This is a genomic window from Paraburkholderia caffeinilytica (assembly GCF_046030355.1).
Taxonomy (GTDB): Bacteria; Pseudomonadota; Gammaproteobacteria; order Burkholderiales; family Burkholderiaceae; genus Paraburkholderia; species Paraburkholderia caffeinilytica_B.
Map to the genome: position 1 here is coordinate 515,351 of NZ_JAQQCQ010000001.1, position 22,732 is coordinate 538,082.

A 22,732-nucleotide genomic window follows, 5' to 3' on the forward strand; every position below is an offset into this window, starting at 1 on the left:
ATAGTCGGAGGAATTATCCGCGCGAATACAGATGACGTATCCGATCAGTTCAAGTACCAAGAATAGAAAGGCATGTCAGAAGTTTTGGAGAGTGGTTTATCTGTTGAGGGGAGGGCAATGCAAGATCCAGTCAGGGTCGTGGTCGCAGACGACCACCCGGTGATTCTGTTCGGCGCCGAACAAGCTTTGCTCAAGTTTCCTGGTCTGCAGGTCGTCGCGCGCGCACGACAGTCAACCGAACTGGTCAAGCTGCTGCAAACCGTTGCGTGCGATGTGCTCGTCACGGATCTGGCCATGCCAGGTGGGCAATACGGCGACGGTTTGCCGTTGATCGGCTATCTGCGCCGCAATTTTCCCGATCTTCCCATCGTTGTGCTGACGATGCTGGAAAACGCCGCGTTGCTCAAACGGTTGAGCGAACTTGGCGTGACCTCGGTCGTCAATAAGTCGGACGACCTGAGCCATATCGGGCTGGCGGTGCAGCACGTCAGTCGCAACCTGGAATACATGAGCCCGTCGGTCAAGGCGTCGCTCGATACGCTGCGCATGAATGCCGGTGGTAAGAACGACGAAGTGATGTTGTCGCGGCGCGAACTCGAGGTGGTGCGGCTGTTCGTGTCGGGCATGACGATCAAGGAGATCGCGGAGCAACTCAATCGCAGCATCAAGACGATCAGCACGCAGAAGAATACGGCCATGCGCAAGCTCGGAATCGACCGTGATTCAGAGTTGTTTCAATACGCGCAGAGCAACGGTTTGCTGAATCTGTCGTCGCATTCCGTCGACGATACCGGCAAGGCACCCTAGCCACGGACGTACTTTCGTCCTGCCAGACGAGGTCAACGAAAAAGGCCGCCTGTCTCATCGACAGGCGGCCTTTCTTATGCCATCCGCATCAAGCGGCTGCGCTTACTGCGGCGTTGCGTTGGCGCCGCCGTGTGCCGCAGACCATTCAGCCGGCGCGTGCAGGAATTTTTCCACTTCGTCGAGCGTCTTGGTGTCGAAGTAGTTGTTGGCCTTGGCGACCCGCAACACGTCCCACCACGTGGCAAGCGCGTGCAGATCGACGTCGATGTCTTTCAGTACCGACACGCTTTCCTTGAAGATGTTGTAGTGGAACAGCACGAAGCAGTGGTTCACCGTCGCGCCGGCAGTGCGTAGCGCGTTGATGAAGTTGATCTTGCTGCGGCTGTCCGTGGTCAAGTCTTCGACCAGCAGGACGCGTTGACCTTCGGTCAGCAAACCTTCGATTTGCGCGTTACGGCCGAAACCCTTCGGCTTCTTGCGCACGTATTGCATCGGCACCATCAGACGATCGGAGAGCCATGCCGCGAACGGGATGCCGGCGGTTTCGCCACCGGCCACCGCGTCGATCTGCTCGTAGCCGACGTCGCGCAGGATGGTGGCTTCAGCCATTTCCATCAGGCCACGGCGCACGCGCGGATACGAGATCAGCTTGCGGCAGTCGATATAAACCGGGCTCGCCCAGCCGGACGTGAAAATGTACGGTTTCTCCGCGTTGAAGTGCACTGCTTGTACTTCCAGCAGCATCTTGGCGGTCGTGTCGGAGATCGTCTGGCGATCGAAGCCTGTCATGGGCGGATCCTTGGGTGTGAGCGAGGAGAAGCGGGCGCGGGGCCCGGTGGCGCAGCAAGCGTGGTATGCCGCGCCATGATGGGCGGCGCCTTGATAGGCAAATACGTGGCCGGTCACTGGGATGCAGGCCGGTTTTTGCTACGCGCGTAGGCGGATATTTTACCCGAAATGGGTCCTCCCGAGGAGGCCGTCATGCATGCTGCCACCGCATGACGGTCATAACGGCCATGCTGAGCGGCGCTTGCGCGATTCGTCCGGGGTTGCCTTGCAGCTGTTTCACGGGAGGTTTTTCGCCTGCTTTTTGGCTTGCTTGTGAGTGGCTTGGGGCGCCTTTACACTCACGCGAATTTGCTGGCGGTCCTGCAGGGCCGCCGTCTCCATGTCCTACGGAATGCTTTCAATGACTGTCGCTTCTTCTGCCACTGAAACCCGTGAACCTGCCAGAAGCGGCTATGCCGGCCGGGCGCTGATCGCGTCGGTGCTCGGTTACGCGATGGACGGCTTTGATCTGCTGATCCTCGGCTTCATGCTGCCGGTGATTGCTGCGGATCTGCATATGAGTTCCGCACAGGCCGGCTCGCTCGTTACGTGGACGCTGATTGGCGCGGTAGCGGGTGGCCTGATTTTCGGCGTGTTGAGCGACTATTTCGGCCGCGTGCGGATGTTGACGTGGACGATTTTGATCTTCGCCGTCTTCACCGGACTGTGCGCGCTCGCGCAGGGTTATACCGATCTACTGGCTTATCGGACGATTGCAGGGATTGGTCTCGGCGGCGAGTTCGGCATCGGCATGACACTGGTGGCCGAGGCGTGGCCGGCGTCGCAGCGGGCGCGCGTGTCCTCTTATGTTGGGTTGGGATGGCAGCTCGGGGTGCTGGCGGCCGCGTTGCTGACGCCGTTGCTGCTGCCGGTGATCGGCTGGCGCGGGATGTTCGCGCTTGGATTGCTGCCTGCCGTGGTGTCGTTTTTCGTGCGGCGCCGAGTGGAGGAGCCGGCGCTGTTTACCGCGCGTGTCGCACGTGGAATGCGCAAGTTGCCGTTCAGATTGCTGGTGGCCGATGGACGCACCGCACGCGCCAGCATCGGCGTTGCAATTCTCTGTTCAGTACAGAACTTCGGCTATTACGGCTTGATGATCTGGCTTCCCAGTTATTTGTCGAAGACGTTCGGCTACTCGCTGACCAAATCCGGTGTGTGGACCGCCGCGACGGTGCTCGGCATGGCGTGGGGCATCTGGCTGTTCGGCATGGCCGCCGACCGTTTCGGCCGCAAGCCGACGTTCCTGTTCTACCAGATCGGCGCGGTGGTGATGGTGTTCGTCTACGCCCATCTGACAACACCGATGGCGCTGCTGATCGGCGGCGCGGCGATGGGCGTGTTCGTCAACGGGATGATCGGCGGCTATGGCGCGCTGATCTCCGAGCTTTATCCGACCGATGCGCGCGCCACCGCGCAGAACGTGCTGTTCAATGTCGGCCGTGCGGTCGGCGGCTTCGGACCGGTGGTCGTGGGCGCATTGGCTGCACGCTATTCGTTCGGCGCCGCGCTTGCTTTGCTGGCGTCGATCTATCTGCTCGACGTCTTCGCGACACTCGTTCTGATCCCCGAACGACGCGGCGCCGAGCTCGAATGACATGCGCATGACTCGCGCCTGACCCATGCTCGAGCTGGGCCCGCGGTACGCACGGCTAACCGCCAGATGACCGCCGGATGCGGCGCTGCAGCATTGCTGGGGCAGTGTTTCGCCGGTGGCGAGCCATGTTAACCACTCAGTGCATCGACACGTTCGGGGTGTACACTAACCGACCCGCGTAGCACTCCGCACCGTGTTGCTCTCCGCTGAGGTTCGACGCCGCGCCCAACCGGCGCATGCGAAAACCGCCGCAGTCGATTATCCATTCGATAGACGTACGCGACGCCAACGGTGCAGTGTGCCGGGCCCAATTACTTACGTCTCGCAGGCTAAAAAATGGACGAACAACTTAAGCAAAGCGCTCTCGCATACCATCAGTTTCCGAAGCCCGGCAAGATTTCGGTCACGCCCACCAAGCCATTGTCGAACCAGCTCGACCTGTCGCTCGCGTATTCCCCGGGCGTGGCCGCAGCCTGCATGGCGATCTACGAAGACCCGCTCGACGCGCAGAAGTACACCTCGCGTAGCAACCTCGTCGGCGTGATCACGAACGGCACGGCCGTGCTCGGTCTCGGCAATATCGGCCCGCTCGCCGCGAAGCCGGTGATGGAAGGCAAGGGTTGCCTGTTCAAGAAGTTTGCCGGCATTGACGTGTTCGACATCGAACTGAGCGAATCCGACCCGGACAAGCTGGTTGAAGCGATTGCGATGCTCGAGCCCACGCTGGGCGGCATCAACCTGGAAGACATCAAGGCGCCGGAATGCTTCTACATCGAGAAGAAGCTGCGCGAGCGCATGAAGATTCCGGTCTTTCACGACGATCAGCACGGCACCGCGATCATCGCTTCGGCGGCGATCCTGAACGGCTTGAAAGTGGTCGGCAAGAAGCTCGACGAAGTGAAGCTGGTGTGTTCGGGCGCGGGCGCTGCGGCAATCGCGTGTCTGGATCTGCTGGTGAATCTGGGCCTGTCGAAAAAGAACGTGCTGGTCACGGACTCGAAGGGCGTGATCTATGAAGGCCGCGGCAATCTGGATCCGTCGAAGGAACGTTACGCGGCGAACACCGAAGCGCGCACGCTGGCTGACGCGATTCGCGGCGCCGACGTGTTCCTCGGCTGCTCGAGCGCCGGTGTGCTGAAGCCGGAAATGGTCGCCGAAATGGGCACCCAGCCGCTGATTCTGGCGCTGGCGAATCCGGAACCGGAAATCCGCCCGGAAGAAGCGAAGAAAGTGCGCCCGGACTGCATCATCGCAACAGGCCGTTCGGACTACCCGAACCAGGTCAACAACGTGCTGTGCTTCCCGTTCATCTTCCGCGGTGCGCTGGATGTCGGTGCGACCACTATCACGGAAGAAATGAAGCTCGCGTGCGTGCGCGCGATTGCGGAGCTGGCAGAGGAAACCGATCAGGGCGACGAAGTCGCCAAGGCGTACGAAGGCCACTCGCTCGAATTCGGTCCGGAATACCTGATTCCGAAGCCGTTCGATCCGCGCCTGATCATCAAGATCGCGCCGGCTGTCGCGCAAGCCGCGATGGACTCGGGCGTCGCGACCCGTCCAATCAAGGACATGGACGCGTACCGCGAAGAACTCGGCACCACCGTGTACCGCACCGGCATGGTGATGCGTCCGGTGTTCGCTGCGGCGAAGTCGGAACCGGCGCGCATCGTGTTCGCTGAAGGTGAAGACGAGCGCGTGCTGCGTGCCGCGCAATTCGTGCTGCTGGAAAAGATCGCCAAGCCGATTCTGGTTGGGCGTCCGTCGGTGATCGAGATGCGTCTGAAGAAGATGGGCTCGAAGCTGAAGTGCGGCGAAGATTTCGAAGTCGTCGATCCGGAAGACGATCCGCGCTATCAGCAATGCTGGCAGGCCTACCACGAACTCGGCGCGCGCGAAGGCGTGACGCCGGACGTCGCGAAGGCCGCGATGCGCAAGTTCAACACGCTGATCGGCGCGATCCTCGTGCGCCTTGGCGAAGCCGACGGCATGATCTGCGGGATGATCGGCCAGTACCACACGCATCTGAAGTTCATCGAGCAGGTGCTGGGCAAGGCGGACAACGTGCAGAACTTCGCTGCAATGAACCTGCTGATGTTGCCGGGCCGCAATCTGTTCATCTGCGATACGTACGTGAACGAAACGCCGACCGCCGAACAGCTCGCCGATATGACGATGCTGGCTTCGCGTGAAATCGAAAAGTTCGGTATCACGCCGAAGGTTGCATTGCTGTCGAATTCGAACTTCGGTAGCGCGCCGTCTTCGTCGTCGCAACGTATGGCGGCGGCTCGCAAGCTGATCGCTGAACGTGCGCCTTCGCTCGAGATCGATGGCGAAATGCATGGCGACGCGGCGTTGTCGGAAGCGGTCCGCAAGGCTGCATTCCCGGGCACGACGCTGACCGGTGAAGCGAACCTGCTGATCATGCCGAACGTGGAAGCGGCGAACATCACCTACAACCTGTTGAAGATGATCGGTGGCGAAGGCGTGACGGTGGGTCCGTTCCTGCTGGGCGCTGAGAAACCGGTGCACATCCTGACGCCGGCTGCGACCGTGCGCCGGATCATCAACATGACGGCGGTGGCTTCGGCAAACGCACGCAAGCGGGTGAGCGCGGAGTAAGGCGGATAGGTTGATGGTTGAAGCAGCGTCGTATTGAGGCGCTCGCTGGAAAACCAGGAGAACGCCACGGAAGTTGATTCCGTGGCGTTTTTTTATGCGCGCGCGTTCTTGCTTTAGTGGTCGTTGGTCTGAGAAATTCTTATCTGACTAAGTGGGTTTTAAGAGTGCTCCTATTCGATTCGCTGTGACACTTTTATAAAGTTACTTCTGAAGCGCAACACATCGCGATGGCAACGGAACAGTCGGCTGGTCAATCCTTGCATCGCGGCAGGCGTTGCGCTTCTTCTTGTGTTGGGAAGTTTGTAGTGGCAGTAACAGTAGTTTTGATGGTGAAGGCAGTAGTACCAATGGGTTGCAGTACTGGCAGTAAGTGTGTGTTGTTGTAGTTGGCAGTAGCAGTAGCAGTAGCAGTAGCAGTAGCAGTAGCAGTAGCAGTAGCAGTAGCAGTAGCAGTAGCAGTAGCAGTAGTTGGTAGTTGCAGTAAAAGTTCGTAGTAGCAGTAGCTGTCTGGTAGTTGTTTGTTTTTGATTGGTTGTTGTTGTGTTGTTGGAAGGAGCAGTACCGCTTGTTCTTGTACACACGCATCACGTGGCGAAACAGGCAAAAAAAGGCGACTGTCCGTGAGGACAGCCGCCTTTTCCATTTCAGACAATGTCAGCCGGTCAAACCGGCAAGATCACGCCGCGTGTTGTGTTTTCCCCGTTTCCGGTGAACGCCAGCGCGTCAGCAAATCGTTCCACTTGATCCGCACGCCCTTCAGATTATTTTCCTTCACGTGTCCATAGCCGCGGATGCCGTCCGGCAGATTCGCCAGCTCGACCGCTAGCTCACGCTTTTGTGCGGTCAGGCCGCCGATCAGCTCGCGCACCAACGCCTCGTACTCGACGATCAGCGCACGCTCCGTACGGCGCTCCTCCGTCTTGCCGAACACGTCGAACGCGGTCCCGCGCAGGAACTTGAGTTTTGCGAGCACATGCATGGCGCTGAACACCCAAGGTCCGTACTTCTTCTTCACCAGGTGACCGTGTGCGTCTTTCTTCGAAAACGTGGGTGGCGCGAGGTGAATGTGCAGTTTCCAGTCGCCTTCGAAATTCGCCTTCAGTTTTTCGATGAATGCAGGGTCACTGTAGAGCCGTGCGACTTCGTACTCGTCCTTGTAGGCCATCAGCTTGTGCAGGTTCTTCGCGACGGCTTCGGTCAACGGCAACTGGCCGTCGATCGAATCGAGCGCCGATTCCGCCACGCGCACTTGCGACACCAAAGCACGATAACGGTCGGCATACGCGGCGTTTTGCCATGCCGAGAGATAGTCGGCACGCTTGTCGATCAGCGTGTCGAGCGCCTTCGGCGTGTGCAGCGAGATGATCTTGCTGCTCGCCGTTTCCGCTGCGGCACCACGTCCTTGCGACTGCGCCAGCTTGCGCACGGCAGCCAGATCGTGCGCGGCGCGGCGGCCCCATTCGAATGCCGCGCGGTTCTTCTCGATCTGCACGTTGTTCAGCTCGATCGCGCGCATCAGCGATTGATACGTCAGCGGCACCCAGCCGCGTTGCCATGCGTAGCCGAGCACGAACGGATTCGTGTAGATCGCATCGCCAAGCAGCGCGACGGCGAAGTGATTGGCATCGACCATGTCGACGCCGTCGTCACCCGCACCGGCACGCACGTCCGCTTCGGTACTGCTGCCCGGGAAGCGCCAGTTCGGGTTCTTGATGAGTTCGGCCGTCGGCGTGTGCGCGCTGTTGAGCACGACACGGGTACGGCCCACCTGCATCCGCGAGACACATTCGTCGCTGGCGGTGACGATCGCGTCGCAGCCGATCACGAGACTGGCTTCGCCCATTGCGATGCGGGTCGCGTGGATGTCGGCCGGGTTCTGGGCGATCTGCACGTGACTCATCACGGCGCCGCCCTTTTGCGCGAGGCCGGTGACGTCGAGTACCGTGACGCCCTTGTTTTCCAGATGTGCGGCCATGCCGAGCAAGGCGCCGATCGTCACGACACCCGTGCCGCCGACGCCCGTCACGAGCACCCCGTATGGGCGCGCGATGGACGGTAGTTCGGGCTCCGGCACCGGTGGCATCGCGTCACCGACGACGCCCGAAGCCGCCTTCGGCTTGCGCAACTGCCCGCCTTCGACGGATACGAAGCTCGGGCAGAACCCGTTCACGCACGAGAAGTCCTTGTTGCAGGTCGACTGATTGATCTGGCGCTTGGTGCCGTACTCAGTATCGAGCGGCTCGACAGACAGGCAATTCGACTTTACCGAGCAATCGCCGCAGCCTTCGCACACCGCTTCGTTGATCACGACACGGCGCGCCGGATCCGGATACGTGCCGCGTTTCCTGCGACGACGTTTCTCGGTCGCACAGGTCTGGTCGTAGATCAGGATCGTGGTGCCGGAAATCTCGCGAAGCTGACGCTGAACTTCATCGAGCTTGTCGCGATGGTGAATGTCGATGCCGGGCGCGAGACCGACGTTCGCGGAATACTTCTCCGGCTCATCGGTGACGATCACGATCTTCGTCGCGCCTTCGGCGGCGAGTTGGTGCGTAATCTGCGGCACCGTCAGCACGCCGTCAACGGGTTGGCCGCCCGTCATCGCGACCGCGTCGTTATAGAGAATCTTGTAGGTAATGTTCGCCTTCGACGCGATCGCCGCGCGAATCGCGAGCAGGCCGGAGTGGAAATAGGTGCCGTCGCCGAGGTTGGCGAACACGTGCTTGTCGTTGGTGAACGGCGCCTGGCCGATCCACGCGACGCCTTCGCCGCCCATCTGGCTGAAGGTGCTGGTGCTGCGATCCATCCACACCGTCATGTAGTGGCAGCCGATGCCGGCCATCGCACGCGAACCTTCCGGCACGTTCGTCGACGTGTTGTGCGGGCAGCCTGAACAGAACCACGGCTTGCGCTCGGCTTCGACGCGCGGGCGCGCCAAGGCCTTTTCCTTGGCTTCGATCACGGCGATGCGCGTTGCAATGCGCGCACGCACATCGGACGGCAGATCGAACTTGTCGAGCCGTGTGGCAATCGCCTTGGCGATGATCGCGGGCGAGAGTTCGTAATGCGCCGGCAGCAGCCAGTTGCCCATCGGCACCGACCATTCTCCACCCGCGCCGTCTTTCTCATCGAACTTGCCGAACACGCGTGGACGCTGCGCATCGGGCCAGTTGTACAGTTCTTCCTTGATCGCGTATTCAAGAATCTGGCGCTTTTCTTCCACCACCAGAATTTCATCGAGACCGCGTGCGAAGGCTTGCGCACCTTGCGCCTCGAGCGGCCATACGCAGCCGACCTTATACAGACGGATACCGATGCGTGAACAGGTTTCGTCGTCGAGACCGAGATCGGTCAGCGCCTGACGCACATCGAGGTATGCCTTACCGCCGGTCATGATGCCGAAGCGGGCATGCGGCGAATCGATCTCGACGCGGTCCAGTTTGTTCGCGCGCACGTAGGCGAGTGCTGCGTACCACTTGTAGTCGAGCAGACGCGCTTCCTGTACCAGCGGCGGATCCGGCCAGCGGATATTCAGGCCGCCTTCGGGCATCGCGAAGTCGTCCGGCAGAATGATTTTCGTGCGGTGCGGATCGATATCGACCGAAGCCGACGATTCGACCACGTCGGTCACGCACTTCATCGCGACCCACAGGCCGGAATAGCGGCTCATCGCCCAGCCGTGCAGGCCGAAATCCAGATATTCCTGCACGTTCGATGGGAACAGCACCGGCAGGCCACACGCCTTGAAGATGTGTTCCGACTGGTGCGCGAGTGTCGAGGATTTGGCGGCGTGGTCGTCGCCGGCGAGTACGAGAACGCCGCCATGTTGCGCCGAGCCGGCCGAATTGCCGTGCTTGAAGACGTCACCGGAACGGTCGACGCCAGGGCCCTTGCCGTACCACATCGAGAACACGCCATCGTATTTGGCGCTCGGGTACAGATTGACCTGCTGTGAACCCCACACGGAGGTTGCTGCGAGGTCTTCGTTGACGCCGGGCTGGAACACGACCTGGTGCGCGGCGAGATGCTGCTTCGCTTTCCACAAGGATTGGTCGAGTCCGCCGAGTGGCGATCCGCGGTAGCCGGAAATGAAGCCAGCGGTATTGAGCCCGGCGGCCCGGTCGCGTTCCTGCTGCAGCATCGGCAGACGGACCAGCGCCTGGATGCCGCTCATGTACGCGCGGCCGCGTTCGAGGGTGTATTTGTCGTCGAGCGTGACGGAAGATAGCGCGGCTTCGAGCGAGGCTCGCTGACCTGCGTCTAGCGGGGCATTCATTATGTGTATTCCTCCAACCAGTTTGGGATCACCAAAACTTTCTTTGGGCCGCGACATCTTGTGAATGCTTGGGGCCGGGGCCGTCATATTGACGTGTTTTAAGTGATGGTAGCACTGGTGAAAACCCGCCGCAGCACGCCAAAAATGCGGCGGTGCAGCGTGAGGTACGCTGCCCGCGTCGGGTGAATTCACGCGGTGGAACGCCCCTGTAACAAGCTGTAAAAACTACAAATCTGCGGAACCGCAGTTGAAATGTCTGTCTAATACCCCACCTGCGAGCAATGTCTGCCAACGCTCTGCATTCTGCGGAGCTTCAGGACAGCAGGGCAGTCAGAAAAGGAGTACGCATGAACACTAGAAATATCCAAACCTTCCTGATGGTTTCGGCCGCATTTTTCGCCATGAGCGCGCCGGTGCGCTCGAGTTCAGGGTCGAGCAGCGCAGGGACGCTGTCGAACGCGATCACCAGCACGGCGCAAGTTGCGCCCGCACGCATTGCGGTGGAGCGCATTGCACGATCCACGAAGGCCGACGAGGAAGACCAGAATTCGTGATGCGTCGCTGAAACGGCGCATTGGTTGAAAATCGGCCGTTGTCCGGGCTTCGGACGGCGGCATAAACAATAAAGGGCGAGGATCGTAAGATCCCCGCCCTTTCTTATATCTCTCTCAGATTCCGCGCCGAACGGCGGCTCTTATCAGACCTTGTCCTGAACCACGCCACGGCGGATCTGGTCCAGTTCGATCGATTCGAACAACGCTTTGAAGTTGCCCTCGCCGAAGCCCTGATTTCCCTTGCGCTGGATGATCTCGAAGAAGATCGGTCCGATCTGGTTTTCGGTGAAGATCTGCAGCAGCAAGTCGTCGGGAGCGCCGTCGATCAGGATCTTGCGCTTACGCAGTTCGTCGAGCGGCTCGCCATGGTTCGGCACGCGTCGATCGACCAGCTCATAGTACGTATCGATCGTATCGAGCAGCGAGATGTTCGCCGCGCGCAAACCGTCCACCGTGCGGTAGATGTCGTTGCTGCCCAGCGCGATGTGCTGGATGCCTTCGCCGTGGTACTGGTCCAGATATTCCTGGATCTGACCAGCCACGTCCGAACCTTCCTCATTGATCGGAATGCGGATCTTGCCGCATGGCGAGGTCATCGCCTTCGATTTCACGCCGGTCACTTTGCCTTCGATGTCGAAGTAACGCACTTCGCGGAAGTTGAACAGACGCTCGTAGAACTCCGCCCATTCCTGCATGCGGCCGCGATGGACGTTGTGCGTCAGGTGATCGATGTAGGTCAGGCCGTGGCCGACCGGATTCGGATTCGCGCCGGGAATCGGCTCGAAGTCGACGTCGTAAATATCGATATTGCCAATGCTGCCCGGCTCAGCGCCGTTCTTGCCGCGCCAACGGTCGACGAAATAGATCAGCGAGTCGCCGATACCCTTGATTGCCGGGATGTTCAGCTCCATCGGGCCGGTTTTGTTGTCGAAGCCCCAGGCGCCTTTTTCCAGGGCTTGTTTATAGGCCTTCGCCGCGTCTTGGACACGAAACGCGATTGCGCAGATTGACGGGCCGTGCAGGCGGGTGAAACGTTGCGCGAACGAATCCTGTTCCCCATTGACGATGAAGTTGATTTCACCCTGGCGATACAGCGTCACATCTTTATGACGATGCCGCGCGACGGCGGTGAAACCCATCTGTTCGAACAGCTTGCCGAGCGCCTTCGGATCCGGCGCCGTGTATTCGATGAATTCAAAGCCGTCCGTGCCGACCGGGTTTTCCCAAGTTGAAACCTGCATTGTGTCTGTCTCCTATGTCGACCGAAGTTAGCGCTTTAGCTGTCGGCCGGAGTTAGTGCTTCAGCACTTACTTCGGGCCCATGCAAAGCTCTTACTTCGGTCCCATACAAATCTAAGCGCCGGCGCGGGTATGCGAGTTAGCGCGACTGAGTGACGCAAGTGTAAAGGCCGGCTGACGACGAAAACTTGCGAACTTAATCGCGCACCGATACGCTTGCGCTATTTTCTGGCTCAATTTTTCGTAAGGACGGCAGAAAATGGCTCATGTAGAGATAGACGCCATCGACAGACGGATTCTGGCAATCCTTCAGGAGAATGGCAGGTTGTCGAATCAGGAGATCGCCGAGCGCATCAACCTGTCGCCGAGTCCGTGTCTACGGCGTATCCGCCGGCTGGAAGAGAGCGGGGTGATTCGCGGCTATGTGGCGTTACTCGATGCGCAAAAGCTGGGACTCGATCTGCTAGCCTACGTCAACGTACGGCTGGAAAAGCGCAGCGGTCCGGCGCTCAGTCCGCGCGGCGACACCACGCATGCCGACCTGTTCCGCGCAGCGGTGCAGACATGGCCGGAAGTGGTCGCATGTCACGCGATGACGGGCGACATGGATTACCTGCTGCGTGTGCAGGTCGAGGATATGGCGCACTTTTCACGTTTCGTTCAGGACCAACTACTGCATCATCCGTCCGTCATTGACGTGAAGACGAGTTTTTCGCTCGAGAAGTTCAAGGAGACGACGGCGCTGCCGATTTTGTGAGCGCCGGGTCGCGGTTGGGCGGCAGACAAACAAAAAGGGCAGCCCCGTGGCTGCCCTTTTTGTTGTCAAAACCTGGACCGGTTAAGCGGCCTCAGCGGTTGGCAAGAACGATTCGAACAACTTCGACGCCTGACGCGCCTGGCGCTTGAGTGCGTAGTCGAACACCGCAGCTTGCTCTTGCAGCATTTCAGCGATGATGCTCGTTTGATCCGCCGGCGACAACGTCAGATAGGCGTCGGCTTCACCGTACGCATATTCGATCTTCATGCCGGCCTTCTTCGCGATGTGCATCATGGTCGAGTTGCGCGACAGGCAGTGCATGTAAAGCGTGGTGACATGCGTATTGCGGCTGCGGATGGCGGCGCGCTCAAAGAGCTTCGAGCCAATACCTTGCCCGCGGACGCTTTCCAGTACCGATACGCCGAATTCGGCGGTGCGCTTGTCGCCTTCGGCCGGCAGATACGCCAGATGGCCGACGCCGGTGAGTTGCAACTGACTATTGAACACGCCGAAAACCGTGTCGCGCGTGAAATCAATCGCGCGCACGTAGTTTTCAATGACGTGGTCCGGCACGATCTGGCCGAAGCGCAGAAGGCGGTCGTCTTCGCCGAGCGAGAGGAAGTGGGTCAGCAGCCGTTCGCGATCGATGGCGGTGAGCTCACGGACCAGAGCAGGCGCACGACCGGCTGACTGCAACAGGCGATCGTGCGCGACGATCGGCTCAGCGGCGCGGGGTGTAATCATGTTCATGGTCGGGTTCTCCTTTTAATCGAGCGGAATGGTGCACCGCAAAAACGATTTTAGCGGAAATGCCGACCAGACACTAGGGAAAACCCGTATCAAAAACTGAGGGGAATGTCTAGAAAGTTAGCGCCCTATTTTCAGGGCATTGATTATTAAAGAAAAAATAAATTGAACGAGCGTTCGTGACAAGGTGTCGCGCCAAGGCAACTCGCGGCAATGCTTTCCTCTGAACATTGCTGCCGTGCGCAATCAATCTTCGGCAGAATTCAGCCCGTGATCCACCATATCGACCACCTGCTCGGCGAATTCCCGGTAGCCCATCCGCCCGTCCGGCTTGAGCCAGGTGAACGTCCAGTTGATCATGCCGAATACCATCATCGTGAGGGCGGTCTGGTTCTCGCGGGTTGCGCGTTCCGGATAAGCGCGCGCCAACTGTCGCGCAAATGCCGCGACGACATCGCGCTGACGGTTCAGAATGACTTCGCGCTGGGTATCGACCAGATACTTCACATCATTCAGGAGCGCGACGTGCCGGCTGTGAGACGTCTCGTACTCGGATAGAAACGCCCGGATCAGCTCGGCGAAAGTGTCCCGCTCGGACAGCCCGCGGCGTTGGCTCGCGCCTTCCACCTCCGCGATGATCAGCATTAGCCGCTTCGTGTAGCGGTCCAGCAGATCGAACAGAATCGCTTCCTTGCTCGCGTAATAGTGATACAGGCGCGCTTTCGAGGTGCCGCTCGCGGCGGCGAGATCGGCCATTGAGGTGCTCGGGTAGCTGGTCTGGGCGAACTTCTCTGCGGCGAGTTCGAGAATCTGGTCGCGCTGGGTTTCGTGGTCGGGGGCTCGGGTGCGGGCCATAGTCGTCTATTTTATTAATGTGGGCAGGGGGCGAGCGCCGCACACAGTTCCAACGTACGCCATGCGCTAGCGTCGCCACGCAGCTTGATGCGACGGGTCGCGGCGAGTTCGCGGACGCGCCACAGCACGATGCTGTCGCTCACCAGATACCCCAGTTCGGCGGTCATCAGTTCCGCGGCAACGCGCGCGGCGGGCTGCCAGTCGCCCGTAACGTGCTCGAGAATCAGCGCGTCCAGATCGGCGAAGCTGCCGCTCGTGAAAGTGTTGTCGCGCCAGCGCCGCGTTTCGCCGTTCGCGTGCTTGGCTTCCTGCCATTCGAGCGCGAGCCGGCTGATGCGCAGAACCGAAATCGGTGCCGCGTCCTGCAGGCGTCCTTGCAGGACAGCCGGCGCAAACATGCCGACCGATGTCGCGCGATCTTTGCGGCTGTGCGCCCATGCGCCCGGATCGGTGAGATCGCGAATCGACAGACGTACTTCATTCAGCCGTTGCGGGCTGTTGCGCAGGTGATAGCACACGCGGCGCAGCATCAATTGATCGGCCGAACTGTCGCCGTGCCAGACCACGAGATTTGCGTCGCCCCGTGCGACGTTCTCCAGCGCTGCCGCCTGCTCGCGGAATTCGCGCAGAAAATCGCGCCTTGTGTCTGCGCTGACACGATCCCAGAACTCTGCCCGCACGTCGGGGCCGTCGTCGATGCCGCGCAGCGGACCGACCGCCAGATCGTCGCGCAGTGCGTGCACGCGATCGTCGCGGCCCGCCTCGGCTAGCGCGGCGCGTAATGATTCGGCGGCAACATCGCCGTTGGTGAGGTGGATGGTGCTCATCGGCAGTGGCTTGGGCTGGCAAAAAACGCAAATAGCAAAAGGGGCCGCTCATCAATCGGGACAGATGTCCGATCGCAAGCGGCCCCTAGTGTAAGCGCATCGCGGGCCTGCTGAAAGCGTTGCGGGCGCCGTATGGCCACCCGCCGTGTCCGGCTCAACGCTCGTCGTAACTCACCACCACGCGATCGCTGATCGGATGGCATTGGCAGGTCAACACGAAACCGTCGCGAATTTCGTGTTCTTCCAGGGTGTAGTTCTTTTCCATCTTCACCTCGCCTTCGAGCACCTTCGCGCGACAGGTGCAGCAAACGCCGCCCTTGCACGCATACGGCAGCGCGAGGCCGGCGCGCAAGCCGACGTCGAGCACGCTCACGCCCTGATACGGCAGGCGCAGCTTGCGTCTTTTTCCGTCGAGGACGATTTCGAGGTCGGCCGCCGGTGTGTCGTCGGTGATTTCGACCGGCGGCACGCCCGCTTGCGGCAGCGGCGAGCCGAAGCGCTCCACATGCACTTTTGCGGAAGGCACGCCGGCGGCTTTCAGCGCGGCCTCGGCAGCGTCCATCATCGGGGCGGGGCCGCAGATGAAGGCTTCGTCGATGGCATCGGCTGGCAGCAGGTTTTCGATGAAGGCGGCGCACTTCTCCTGGTCGAGCACGCCGTTGAACAGCTCGACGTCCTGTAAATCATCGGACAGCACGTGGTAGAGCACGAAGCGGTTCATGAAGCGGTTCTTCAGATCTTCGAGTTCTTCCGCGAACATGATCTGATCGACGCTGCGATTGCCGTATACCAGCGTGAAGGTGCTGCGCGGCTCGACTTCCAGTGTGGTCTTGATGATCGCGAGCACCGGCGTGATGCCCGAGCCGCCGGAAAACGCGATGTACTGCTGGCCCTGGTCCGCGTTGAGATGGGTGAAGAAGCGGCCGTCCGGCGTCATCACGTCGATGGTGTGGCCAGGTTGCAGCGTGTCGAACGCGAAGTTCGAGAAACGGCCGCCGCGCACGCGCTTGATGCCGATGCGCAGTTCGCCGTCGCGGTCGTAATCGGTGACGCCGACGCAGATCGAATACGAACGGCGCGTTTCCTCACCGTCAATGTGCGTTTTCAGCGTGACGAACTGACCCTGCGTGAAGCGATAGTGATCGCGCAATTCGGCAGGGACTTCGAAGGCGACGGAGACCGCGTCGGCGGTTTCGGGGCGCACTTCGCGGATACGCAGCGGATGAAATTGCGGAGTAGCCATATCAGTATGGTTTGAAGTAGTCGAAGGGTTCGCGGCAGTCGATGCAGCGGTACAAGGCCTTGCAGGCCGTCGAGCCGAATTGTGCGAGACGCTCGGTATGCGCTGAGCCGCAACGGGGGCACGACGGCGCCGGCAGCGCGCGCGGCATGAAGCGCAGCACTTTTTCCTGCGACGGCACGGCTGAACCGCAATTGCCCGTGGGCGGCGCGATGCCATAGGCGCGCAATTTTTCGCGCGCGTCGGCGGTCATCCAGTCGGTGGTCCAGGCGGGCGCCAGAACCGTGGCGATCCGGTACGGCTTCAGCTCAGCCGCATCGAGCGCATGGGCGACGTCTTCGGCAATCTGCGACATTGCCGGGCAACCGGAGTAGGTCGGCGTAATGACGACTTCGAGCGCGCCATCGGCGGCGCGGCGCACGTCGCGCAGAATGCCGAGTTCACGAATCGACACGACCGGGATTTCCGGATCGGGCACCGTTTCGAGCACGGCCCACGCGCGTTCGAGCGCGGCGTCGGCGGTGGACATGGCAGTCGAGGTCGTCATCGTGAAGTTCCGTCGGGTTGCGGTTGAGCGCTTGGGCGCGTGCTTACCAGGTGGCGCCGGGATGCTGGCGCGCGAGGCTTTGCATTTCGGCCAGCACGAAGCCCATGTGCTCCGAGTGCTCGCCATGCTTGCCGGTCGTGATGTGCTTGACCGCTTCCGGGAGCTTGAGCGTGGCTTGGTCGACTGTGGCCAGGACGTCTTCGAGCCATACTGCCTCGAGGTCCGACGTCAGCGGCCCGATGCCGGCGGCAGCGATGGCTTCCTCCACGGCATCCGCACTGAAAAACTCGCGCGTGTACGGCAGCAGATAGTCGAGTGCGGCTTGCGCGCGGCGATGCGACTCGTCCGTGCCGTCGCCGAAACGGATCAGCCATTCGCTTGCATGGTGCACGTGATAGCTGGTTTCCTTGATCGACTTCGAGGCGATCGCCGCAAGCTGTTCATCCGTCGACGTAGTGAGGGCAGTCCACAGATGTGCCATCAGCGTCGAGTACAGGAAATTGCGCGCGATCGTGACCGCGTAGTCCTTCTCGGCTTGTGCGGTACCGGCGAGCGGGCCGTAATGCGGTAACTCGGCCAGCGTGTAATTGGCGAATTCGCGCTCGGCACGGAAGTAAGCGTAGTCGTCTTCCGTGCGGCTTTTGCCGGTGAGTTGCTGTTCCAGCGAGGCGGCGTGCGTGTACAGCAGGCGCGCCTGACCGATCAGGTCCAGACTCATGTTCGACAGCGCGATGTCCTCTTCGAGGATCGGGCCGTGACCGCACCACTCGGCATTGCGCTGACCGAGGATCAGCGCGGTGTCGGCGAGGCGCAGCACGTACTGCAGATGTTGGGGCGTGATGGTCATGGCCGCGCTTACATGTGGTTGACTTCGTCGGGGAGCGTATAGAACGTCGGGTGGCGGTAAATCTTGTCGCCAGCCGGTTCGAACAACTCCGCCTTGTCTTCCGGCGCAGACGCCGTGATCGCCGACGACGGCACCACCCAGATGCTTACGCCTTCCTGGCGGCGCGTGTAGACGTCGCGTGCCATGCGCAGCGCCATTGGCGCGTCGGCGGCATGCAGGCTGCCGCAGTGTTTATGGTCGAGTCCCTGCTTGCTGCGCACGAAGACTTCCCAAATCGGCCATTCCTTGTTCATCGCTGATCTCCTTTGTCGATCGGAGTTTGCGCTTTAGCGCTTACTCCGATCCCATGAAATGTGGTTGCTGTTTCTTCCTGGCTTGTCGCCGCGGTTAGGCAGCTTGCTGTTGTGCGCGCTGGCGCTGCTTTTCGGCATGAGCGAGCGCGGCTTCGCGCACCCAGGCGCCGTCGTCATGCGCTTTCACGCGGGTCGCGAGCCGTTCGCGGTTGCACGGGCCGTCGCCGTTCACGACGCGCCAGAATTCTTCCCAGTCGATGTCGCCGTAGTCGTGATGGCCGCGCGCTTCGTTCCACTTCAGGTCCGGATCCGGCAGCGTGACGCCGAGTACCTTGGTCTGGTCGACGGTGGCGTCGACGAATTTCTGGCGCAGGTCGTCGTTCGAGATGCGCTTGATACCCCATTTCGACGACTGGTTGCTGTGGATCGAGTCTTTGTCGCTCGGGCCGAACATCATCAGCACCGGCCACCACCAGCGGTTCACCGCCTGCTGGACCAACTCGCGTTGCGCGTCGGTGCCGCTCATCATCGACATCAGCGCGTCGAAGCCCTGGCGTTGATGGAACGACTCTTCCTTGCAGATACGGATCATCGCGCGGGCATACGGGCCGTAAGTGCAACGGCACAGCGGAATCTGGTTCATGATCGCCGCACCGTCTACCAGCCAGCCGATCACGCCGACGTCTGCCCACGTGGGCGTCGGGTAGTTGAAGATGCTCGAGTATTTGGCTTTGCCCGAATGCAGCGCGGCGATCAACTGATCGCGCGACACGCCGAGCGTTTCCACCGCGCTATATAGATAGAGGCCGTGGCCGGCTTCGTCTTGCACTTTGGCGAGCAGAATCGCCTTGCGCTTCAGGCTGGGCGCGCGTGAGATCCAGTTGCCTTCCGGCAGCATGCCGACGATTTCAGAATGCGCGTGCTGCGAGATTTGCCGGACCAGCGTCTTGCGGTAGGCCTCAGGCATCCAGTCCTGCGCTTCGATCTTGCCGTCTGCGGCCATGACCGCGTCGAATTGCGCCTGCTCGGGCGAACCCGCTGCCGCGTCGAGCGGGGCGACGTTACCGGGGATATCCAGGGATTGCGTGTACATGGGGACGCTCTCAGCGGAAGTTGTCTGTGTGTGGGGAGTATAAACCAACCGACCGGTCGGTTAATAAATTTTTTGAGACGAACGGTTCTTGCCGATAGGGAGACGTTGAGTTCGCCGCCGAGGCGTTTCGCAAGCGCCGCTGCCCCGCGCCGACACTTAACCTATAAAATTGCGAATTGGCCGCGATTTGCGGCCTTCATGCATCCCCCCGGTACTCATGTTACGTCTAAGCGAAATCAAACTCCCGCTCGATCACCCCGAGAGCGTTCTCGAAGCCGCTGTCCGCGCGCGCCTCGCCGAACTCGGCGTGGGCGAGGACGGGCTCGTCCGATACACGGTGTTCCGCCGCGCGCACGACGCGCGCAAGCGCGCCGACATCAAGCTCACCTACATCGTCGACGTCGAGGTGAAGGATGAAGCGGCCGCGCTCAAGCGGCTCGCCAGCGTGCCGCACTGCGGCGTGACGCCGGACATGACATACCGTTTTGTCGCCAAAGCCCCGGCCCAGATGACTTCTCCACGCCCGGTCGTAATCGGCATGGGGCCGTGCGGCCTGTTTGCCGGGCTGATCCTCGCCCAGATGGGCTTTCGTCCGATCATTCTCGAGCGCGGCAAGGCCGTGCGCGAGCGCACCAAGGATACTTTTGGCCTGTGGCGTAAGTCAGTGCTCAATCCTGAATCGAACGTGCAATTCGGCGAAGGCGGCGCGGGCACGTTTTCGGACGGCAAGCTTTACAGTCAGATCAAGGATCCGAAGCACTACGGTCGCAAGGTGCTCGATGAATTCGTCCGCGCGGGTGCGCCGGAGGACATTCTTTATCTGAGCCGGCCTCATATCGGCACGTTCCGCCTCGTCAGCATGGTCGAAAAGATGCGCGCGACCATTCACGAGTTGGGCGGCGAGGTGCGTTTCGAGACGCGGGTCGACGATATCGAAATCGATCAGGGCAAGGTGCGCGGGCTCAAGCTGTCCACGGGCGAGCATTTGCGCTGCGATCACGTCGTGCTGGCGGTTGGCCATAGCGCGCGCGATACCTTCCAGATGCTGAGTGACCGCGGCGTCTATATCGAAGCGAAGCCTTTCTCGCTCGGGTTCCGGATCGAACATCCGCAAGGGTTGATCGATCGCAGCCGTTTCGGCAAGTTCGCCGGCCACAAGCAGCTGGGCGCCGCCGACTATAAGGTCGTGCACCACTGCAGCAATGGGCGCGCGGTTTATAGCTTCTGTATGTGTCCAGGCGGCACGGTGGTCGCGGCGACTTCCGAGCCGGGCCGCGTTGTGACCAACGGCATGAGCCAGTACTCACGGGCCGAGCGCAATGCCAACGCGGGGATTGTCGTCGGTATCACGCCGGAGGATTACCCGGGCGGCCCGCTCGCCGGCATCGCCTTCCAGCGTAAATGGGAAGAGCGGGCGTTCGAACTGGGTGGTGGCAACTATATGGCGCCGGGCCAGTTGGTCGGCGACTTTATCGCCGGGCGGCCGTCTACGTCGCTGGGTTCGGTGGTGCCGTCCTACAAACCCGGCGTGCATCCGACCGATCTCAGCACAGCCCTGCCGGATTATGTGATCGAAGCGATCCGTGAAGCGTTGCCGCAGATGGATAAGAAGATTGCCGGTTTTGCCATGCATGACGCGGTGTTGACGGGCGTCGAGACGCGCACGTCGTCACCGATTCGCGTTCGGCGCCGCGAGGATTATCAGAGCATGAATGTTGAAGGCTTGTATCCGGCGGGCGAGGGCGCGGGGTATGCGGGCGGGATCTATTCGGCGGCGATCGACGGGATTGAAGTGGCCGAGGCGCTTGCGTTGAAGATGGTCGGGACGTCGGCGGCGGCCTGATGAATAGCGCGTCTGCGCTCGCACCGAATGGCTGTGGCGCAGATGGCCTGATATAGACGGGGAGCTATGCATCCTCATGCCGATGGCAGCTTCTCCGGCGCCGCGTCTAGTGTCTTAGGCGAGCGCTCCCCTCTCGCTACTGCCTGGCGAGTCGAATGTGTCAGGCCTCGCGCGACTCGCCTGGCACCCTTACAGCACACTCGCAGCAGCACGTTCGATACTGCAGGTCTGAGATTGGGCGCGGGTGATCGAGCGATAACGTTCGCGCGGTCAGCCGCGATGGCCATGGCGATCGGGCACAATGCAGGTTTCGCTTGGAACTGACCACCCGAATGACCATTCGCACCCTGGCTGCCGCATGTGGCGCGGCGCTGCTTTGCCAATTTGCCGTTTCCTCGACTGTTTTTGCCGCCGACGTCCCGGCACACTGGGTTACCGCATGGGCGACGGCGTTGCAGCCGATCCCCCAACGGGCGGATTTGCCGCCGTTATATCGCGCCCCTGACGTGGCAGGGCGAACGGTTCGCCAGATTGTCTATCCGACGCTGTCCGGTCAAACCGCGCGCGTTCATCTCAGCAACGAGTACGGCAAGACGGCGCTCGTCATCGAGGATCTGCGTATCGCTCGCTCAGCCGGCGGCGCGGCAGTGCTGGGCAATAGCGAGGCGCGCGTGACGTTTGGCGGCAAGAACTCGGTGAGCGTACCGGCGGGCGCGGAATTGGACAGCGATCCGGTTGCTATCGACATCACCGAAGGCGCGCCTTATGCGATCAGTGCATTCGCGGGGCCGGAACAGCGGATCGTGGCGTGGCATCGCGTCTCGAATCAGCTGAATTACGTTTCCGCACCGGGTAATCACACTGCCGATGCTTCCGCTGATTCGTTTCGTGGCCGGTTCACGCAATATGTGTGGGTGACGGGCTTGTCGGTGGATGCGCCGTCATCTGCCGCCATTGCCGCAATCGGCGATTCGATCACCGATGGCATGCGCTCGAGTCTGAATCAGAACCGGCGCTGGCCGGACGCGCTGGCTCGGCGATTCGCCAGTACCGGCGACCATTCGACCGCGATCGTCAATCTTGGTATCAGCGGCAATCGCTTGCTGAATGATTCGCCCTGCTACGGCGACGCGCTTGTCCGGCGTTTCGACAGGGACGTGCTGGAGCGTTCCGGCGTCAAGACGGCGATTTTGCTGATCGGAATCAATGACATCAACTTCGCGGAGATGCCGGCTCGTAGCGGCCTCGACTGCGACTTCCCGCATACCTCGGTGACAGCCGCCGACCTGATTGCCGGCTACCAGCGTGTGATTGCGGACGCGCGGCGCCGCGGCGTGAAGGTATTCGGCGCAACGTTGACCCCGGCATCGCTGCCGGCGCCGCGGGAAACTATCCGGCTTTCGGTCAACCAATGGATTCGAACCAGCCACGCTTTCGACGGCGTGGTCGATTTCGACGCCGCGCTACGCGACCCGGCGCAACCGAATCGTCTGCAGCGCGCTTTTGACAGTGGCGACCATATCCATCCCAGCGACGCTGGATACACCGCAATGGCCGAAGCGATTCCGATGGTTGCTTTGGTGAATTCGACCCGAAAGTGAGCCGCCCAAAAAAGATTTTCGTCAAACCCTTGTCACATGGCTGATGTTCACCTATAGTTCGCCTCCTCGTTTGCGAACGGGGGCCGCGGCAGAAACCAGCGGCCGTAGCGTCAACAAGGTTTTAAGCGAAAGCGAAAAAATGTTGTTGACGAAACGAAAAAGAGC

The 22,732-nt window shown here is 60.9% G+C and carries 19 protein-coding genes; 7 read left to right on the plus strand and 12 right to left on the minus strand.

Annotation, left to right across the window (positions count from 1 at the left end; all coding sequences use genetic code 11):
• The first annotated feature begins 117 nt into the window (after positions 1-117).
• Entirely contained in the window at positions 118-807 is a 690-nt protein-coding gene (locus tag PQQ95_RS02295) for a response regulator (protein WP_408434463.1), read from the plus strand.
• Positions 808-909: 102 nt separating this feature from the next.
• On the opposite strand, the gene PQQ95_RS02300 is transcribed toward PQQ95_RS02295, so the two are convergent.
• Positions 910-1,596: an orotate phosphoribosyltransferase gene (locus tag PQQ95_RS02300; RefSeq protein ID WP_074281967.1), complete on the minus strand. Its 687-nt coding sequence runs from the start codon at positions 1,594-1,596 to the stop codon at positions 910-912.
• Between the two features lie 400 nt (positions 1,597-1,996).
• Between PQQ95_RS02300 and PQQ95_RS02305 the strand changes: the two genes are divergently transcribed.
• Together PQQ95_RS02305 and PQQ95_RS02310 are read left to right on the plus strand one after the other, a co-directional pair.
• Positions 1,997-3,229 carry an MFS transporter gene (locus PQQ95_RS02305; protein WP_408434466.1) on the plus strand — a complete coding sequence of 411 codons (1,233 nt, stop codon included), beginning with the start codon at positions 1,997-1,999 and terminating at the stop codon, positions 3,227-3,229.
• A 336-nt stretch (positions 3,230-3,565) separates the two neighbouring features.
• Positions 3,566-5,848: an NADP-dependent malic enzyme gene (locus tag PQQ95_RS02310; protein ID WP_408434469.1), complete on the plus strand. Its 2,283-nt coding sequence runs from the start codon at positions 3,566-3,568 to the stop codon at positions 5,846-5,848.
• A 250-nt stretch (positions 5,849-6,098) separates the two neighbouring features.
• Here PQQ95_RS02310 and PQQ95_RS02315 read toward each other — a convergent pair whose 3' ends face one another.
• Together PQQ95_RS02315 and PQQ95_RS02320 are read right to left on the minus strand one after the other, a co-directional pair.
• Positions 6,099-6,491 carry a hypothetical protein gene (locus PQQ95_RS02315; protein ID WP_408434472.1) on the minus strand — a complete coding sequence of 131 codons (393 nt, stop codon included), beginning with the start codon at positions 6,489-6,491 and terminating at the stop codon, positions 6,099-6,101.
• Between the two features lie 33 nt (positions 6,492-6,524).
• Positions 6,525-10,124 (minus strand): indolepyruvate ferredoxin oxidoreductase family protein, encoded by a 3,600-nt coding sequence (locus PQQ95_RS02320; RefSeq protein ID WP_408434475.1) that lies wholly within the window; start codon positions 10,122-10,124, stop codon positions 6,525-6,527.
• A 347-nt stretch (positions 10,125-10,471) separates the two neighbouring features.
• Here PQQ95_RS02320 and PQQ95_RS02325 point away from each other — a divergent pair, with 347 nt between their 5' ends.
• The gene (locus PQQ95_RS02325) at positions 10,472-10,678 is read left to right on the plus strand and encodes a hypothetical protein (RefSeq protein ID WP_408434478.1); all 207 of its coding nucleotides are present in this window, start codon (positions 10,472-10,474) and stop codon (positions 10,676-10,678) included.
• A gap of 143 nt (positions 10,679-10,821) precedes the next feature.
• Here PQQ95_RS02325 and hppD read toward each other — a convergent pair whose 3' ends face one another.
• Entirely contained in the window at positions 10,822-11,919 is a 1,098-nt protein-coding gene (gene hppD / locus PQQ95_RS02330) for a 4-hydroxyphenylpyruvate dioxygenase (protein WP_408434481.1), read from the minus strand.
• 257 nt (positions 11,920-12,176) lie between these two features.
• Between hppD and PQQ95_RS02335 the strand changes: the two genes are divergently transcribed.
• The gene (locus tag PQQ95_RS02335) at positions 12,177-12,674 is read left to right on the plus strand and encodes an Lrp/AsnC family transcriptional regulator (RefSeq protein ID WP_408434483.1); all 498 of its coding nucleotides are present in this window, start codon (positions 12,177-12,179) and stop codon (positions 12,672-12,674) included.
• Between the two features lie 81 nt (positions 12,675-12,755).
• On the opposite strand, the gene PQQ95_RS02340 is transcribed toward PQQ95_RS02335, so the two are convergent.
• From PQQ95_RS02340 to paaA, 8 genes are all read right to left on the minus strand, one after another.
• Positions 12,756-13,424 carry a GNAT family N-acetyltransferase gene (locus PQQ95_RS02340; RefSeq protein ID WP_408434486.1) on the minus strand — a complete coding sequence of 223 codons (669 nt, stop codon included), beginning with the start codon at positions 13,422-13,424 and terminating at the stop codon, positions 12,756-12,758.
• A gap of 243 nt (positions 13,425-13,667) precedes the next feature.
• Positions 13,668-14,276 carry a TetR/AcrR family transcriptional regulator gene (locus PQQ95_RS02345; RefSeq protein ID WP_408434489.1) on the minus strand — a complete coding sequence of 203 codons (609 nt, stop codon included), beginning with the start codon at positions 14,274-14,276 and terminating at the stop codon, positions 13,668-13,670.
• A gap of 14 nt (positions 14,277-14,290) precedes the next feature.
• Positions 14,291-15,103 (minus strand): DUF1835 domain-containing protein, encoded by an 813-nt coding sequence (locus tag PQQ95_RS02350; RefSeq protein ID WP_408434492.1) that lies wholly within the window; start codon positions 15,101-15,103, stop codon positions 14,291-14,293.
• A gap of 154 nt (positions 15,104-15,257) precedes the next feature.
• Positions 15,258-16,346, minus strand: a complete 1,089-nt coding sequence (paaE, locus tag PQQ95_RS02355; protein WP_408434494.1) for a 1,2-phenylacetyl-CoA epoxidase subunit PaaE — start codon at positions 16,344-16,346, stop codon at positions 15,258-15,260.
• 1 nt (position 16,347) lies between these two features.
• Entirely contained in the window at positions 16,348-16,890 is a 543-nt protein-coding gene (gene paaD, locus PQQ95_RS02360; RefSeq protein ID WP_408434497.1) for a 1,2-phenylacetyl-CoA epoxidase subunit PaaD, read from the minus strand.
• A 43-nt stretch (positions 16,891-16,933) separates the two neighbouring features.
• Positions 16,934-17,737, minus strand: a complete 804-nt coding sequence (gene paaC / locus PQQ95_RS02365) for a 1,2-phenylacetyl-CoA epoxidase subunit PaaC (protein WP_408434500.1) — start codon at positions 17,735-17,737, stop codon at positions 16,934-16,936.
• Positions 17,738-17,745: 8 nt separating this feature from the next.
• Positions 17,746-18,030 (minus strand): 1,2-phenylacetyl-CoA epoxidase subunit PaaB, encoded by a 285-nt coding sequence (gene paaB, locus PQQ95_RS02370; protein WP_007179854.1) that lies wholly within the window; start codon positions 18,028-18,030, stop codon positions 17,746-17,748.
• Positions 18,031-18,124: 94 nt separating this feature from the next.
• Positions 18,125-19,123 carry a 1,2-phenylacetyl-CoA epoxidase subunit PaaA gene (gene paaA / locus PQQ95_RS02375; RefSeq protein ID WP_408434503.1) on the minus strand — a complete coding sequence of 333 codons (999 nt, stop codon included), beginning with the start codon at positions 19,121-19,123 and terminating at the stop codon, positions 18,125-18,127.
• Between the two features lie 217 nt (positions 19,124-19,340).
• Between paaA and PQQ95_RS02380 the strand changes: the two genes are divergently transcribed.
• Both PQQ95_RS02380 and PQQ95_RS02385 read left to right on the plus strand, forming a co-directional pair.
• Entirely contained in the window at positions 19,341-20,966 is a 1,626-nt protein-coding gene (locus PQQ95_RS02380) for an NAD(P)/FAD-dependent oxidoreductase (RefSeq protein WP_408434506.1), read from the plus strand.
• 332 nt (positions 20,967-21,298) lie between these two features.
• Positions 21,299-22,567, plus strand: a complete 1,269-nt coding sequence (locus PQQ95_RS02385) for an SGNH/GDSL hydrolase family protein (protein WP_408434509.1) — start codon at positions 21,299-21,301, stop codon at positions 22,565-22,567.
• The last annotated feature ends 165 nt before the right edge of the window (positions 22,568-22,732 follow it).